We start from the raw sequence: 3,694 nt of genomic DNA, 5'->3' as shown, positions 1-3,694 counted from the left end.
TGCAGCAAATTTAGAACCTGAAATTTGTAAACTATCAGGAGAGTGTATGTTCATAATTAAAGCAATCATATATTCAGCTCTACGAATAAATTGTATTTGCTTTTTATAATTTTGTTTACTAACTCTACTATTATACTCATCCAACAACCAACAATAAAACCCATAATAACGTAACCGGTTAGTTAGATTCGTTAAACCAGGTAATAAAATAGAATAAGCTGCCTGCGAAGTAGATTGTAATCCTAGAGGATCTCTACCTGTAGAATAATTATTAGAAGATCCCCAAAAAGGACCTATATATTTACCTTTATTTAAGTGTGTCATTTATAGCCAATGTTATATTTTAGTTTAAAATTGCACGATAACATCTTTCCCCATTACTCTGACTAGTAAATATATATATGTTTTGTAATAAAAACAAATGAATTGTAGTGTTTGAAAAGTTAAAAAAATACTAATAAATGTATAATTTAGAATATTAACGATAGATAAAATATTAGAATCTATTTTATTAGTTAGTTAAAATATTCAACATGTACATAATTTAGTAATTTTGTTTTAAAAATTAAATATACAATTATGGAAGATTATGAAATAAATATAAGAAATAAACATATATGGAATTTCAATTCAGATGAATGGAATAATTATATGGGAGAAGATGGTAATTCTTGGCATAAAATCTTAATAGCACCAGAGACCGAACGCTTATTAGATCTAAAAAAAGGAAATAAACTTTTAGATATCGGATGTGGAAATGGGATATTTGCAAGAAAAATGGCCAAAAAAGGTATAAATGTTACAGCTTTTGATTTTTCTAATAAGAATATTAATAATGCATTAAAGTATAATACTAACAATATAGAATATCTCATTTTAGATGCTACTTTAAATAATGATTTAGAAAAACTTAATTCTAAAACGTATGATGGAATTGCTGCAAATATGGTCTTCATGGATATACCTAAAATTGATTGTCTATTTTCAAAGATTTATAAACTACTAGCTAAAAATGGAAATTTTGTATTTTCTATACAACATCCATGTTTTAATTCTGAATATGTAAATATTAAGAATGACAATAGTTTACACATAACGAATTATATAGATACTAACACATCAAAAGGTAATGCTATTCCAACTCAAAAAGTTGAACAATACTACTTTCATCGTTCAATTAGTTATTATGTAAACTTAGGAATTTCTAATAACCTAGTTATTAATGGTTTTATTGAACCCGTTTTTAAATCAAATGGTAAAAAGGAAATTTATTCTAAATTTCCTCCTGTTTTAATTATAAGTATGAAAAGAAATATATAAATACCCTACAAATTTAATGGATACGTAAAATTATAAATATGTTATAAGAATAAAGTATACAATCTCTATAAGCTTTACTACTAACCATATTGTTTAATTGTTAAACATCACAATAAGGATTATTCCGCAGTGAAAACTTTAAAAGGCCATCGAAAGATGTTCTTTTCTTTTTTATAAAATATTGAATTAATGTTTTATGAGATCACAAACCATATCAAATTCATAACTTACTATAAATAAGCTATATATGTCAACTTTTACTTTTGAATAGAATTATTCCAGAAAATATATAGATAATAAAAAAAGTGAGCTCTATTCAGAACTCACTTAATTTTAAAAAAATACTACGAAACTATATCAAATTATATTTCCCCAAAAATTATTACAAAATAGTTTTCTATAGTTAATTTTTTAACTTATTATTTCAACTGGTAAGTAAATTTAACAATACAATTAATAAATTTTTTACCCCTTTTGAACATTACAAAAATGGGATATTAAATTGACTTTAGCAAATATTATGCAATCTTTTAAATGTTATATTTTTGTTAAAATTCTTAAATTATTTTCTTGAATTTTTAGGTATTTTATACTTATTTCGACCTACCTTCTCCGTACCAAGTCCGTATTAAGTCCCATTTGTAACGAGGAAATAACAAAGAGGGTTCATCATATATTAAGTAAATACTTAATCATAATGAACCCTCGGTGAATTATTTTATGTAAAAAAATTAGTGTGTTTCGTATATATGTACGTCTCTTTGTGGAAATGGTATTGAAATTCCTGCTGCATCAAGACCTTTTTTAACTTGTTCATACATATAGAAATGTACATCCCAATAATCTGAAGATTTTACCCATACTCTTAATGTGATATCTACAGAACTATCTCCTAATGCTGATATAGCTACAAATGGTTCTGGATTTTCAAGTACTTTGGGATTTTCTTTAGCTATTTTTGCTATAATTGATTTTGCCTCATCCATACTATCTTCATAACCTATACCAAAAACAAAATCTACTCTTCTTGTTGGTAATTTTGAATAATTCACTAATGTTCCTGTTGCTAGTTGTCCATTTGGTATCACTACTACTTTATTATCTGGAGTGTGAACTAATGTTGAAAAAATTTGTATTTCCTTTACTGTTCCCATAAATCCAGATACCTCAATAAAATGTCCTACTTTATATGGTTTAAGAACTAGTATCACAATACCACCTGCAAAATTCTGAAGAGTTCCAGATAATGCCATACCTATAGCTAAACCTATAGCTCCTAACATGGCAACTAAGGTTGTCATCTCTATTCCTACTATTGCTAATGCACTTATTACTACAACAAGTTTAAGTAACATCGACATTACACTTATTAAAAATGGTGCTAAGGATACATCCACTTTTTTGTTTTCCATAAATTTCTTTGTAGATCTACAAAGTATCTTTGTAATCCATAAACCTACTATTAAAACTAATATGGCCATTATTATTTTTAAACCATACGTTAAAGCTATATCATATAACTTTTGTATCCATACATTAATGTCTTTCATCTTTTCTTCTAGTTTAGTTAAATATATACACAAATTTATGTATTTATTCCTTTCTTTTAGTACTTTTGCTCATTAAATAAAGTATTTAAAATTTTATGGAAAAAGTAATTATTAATTCTTTCGAAGAACTAGAAGCTCTAACTGGTAAAGATTTAGGAGTTTCTGAATATCATCAAATTACTCAAGAGCAAATAAATAAATTTGCTGATGCAACTCTTGATCATCAATGGATTCATGTTGATGTTGAAAAAGCTAAAACTGAATCTCAATTTGGAAATACTATAGCTCATGGATACCTTACTATTAGTATCCTTCCTCATCTTTGGAACCAAATTGTTGATGTACGTAACCTTAAAATGCAAGTTAACTACGGTATTGAAAAATTTAAATTCAATGCTCCTGTTGTTGTTGATAGTAAAGTAAGATTACACGCTAAGGTTAATAAAGTTGTTAATTTAAGAGGTAATATTAGAGCTAATATCGGTATTAAATTAGAAATTGAAGGTAATAGAAAACCTGCTTACGAAGGTGAAGTTGTTTTCTTATATATCTTTAATAACTAAATCTCTTTTGTTTCTTTATTAGAAATGGGAAAGGATGTCTATTTTGTTTTAGACATCCTTTTTTAATAATTACAAATAGATTTTTAAACCTATTTCTTATTTATAAACTTTTCAATTTTCTTGAAGAAATCTTTACTTTCTCCAACTTCTCGCATCAAAATCTTCCCTTTAGGAGATAACAATACAAAGGTTGGATATCCTTCTACTCCAAATCTTTTAGCGTAATTGAATTCTCCTTTACCATTATATAATTGTACCCAA

General features: G+C 26.3%; 4 protein-coding genes. 2 read left to right on the top strand and 2 right to left on the bottom strand.

What is annotated here, in order from left to right; translation table 11 throughout:
- The coding region (locus ACPKM0_RS11900; RefSeq protein WP_472476223.1) for a hypothetical protein at positions 1–324 on the bottom strand (324 nt) is incomplete at its 3' end.
- Positions 325–579: 255 nt separating this feature from the next.
- Here ACPKM0_RS11900 and ACPKM0_RS11895 point away from each other — a divergent pair.
- A complete protein-coding gene (locus tag ACPKM0_RS11895; protein ID WP_472476221.1) occupies positions 580–1,320 on the top strand; it encodes a class I SAM-dependent methyltransferase in 741 nt (246 codons plus the stop codon).
- A 731-nt stretch (positions 1,321–2,051) separates the two neighbouring features.
- On the opposite strand, the gene ACPKM0_RS11890 is transcribed toward ACPKM0_RS11895, so the two are convergent.
- Positions 2,052–2,870, bottom strand: coding sequence for a mechanosensitive ion channel family protein (locus tag ACPKM0_RS11890; protein ID WP_472476219.1), 819 nt, complete (start codon positions 2,868–2,870; stop codon positions 2,052–2,054).
- Positions 2,871–2,965: 95 nt separating this feature from the next.
- Between ACPKM0_RS11890 and ACPKM0_RS11885 the strand changes: the two genes are divergently transcribed.
- Entirely contained in the window at positions 2,966–3,433 is a 468-nt protein-coding gene (locus ACPKM0_RS11885) for a MaoC family dehydratase (RefSeq protein ID WP_472476218.1), read from the top strand.
- The last annotated feature ends 261 nt before the right edge of the window (positions 3,434–3,694 follow it).

Origin of the sequence: Pleomorphochaeta sp. (assembly GCF_050031695.1) — a bacterium.
GTDB lineage: Bacteria > Spirochaetota > Spirochaetia > Sphaerochaetales > Sphaerochaetaceae > Pleomorphochaeta.
This window is presented reverse-complemented; position numbering and strand designations above follow the sequence as displayed.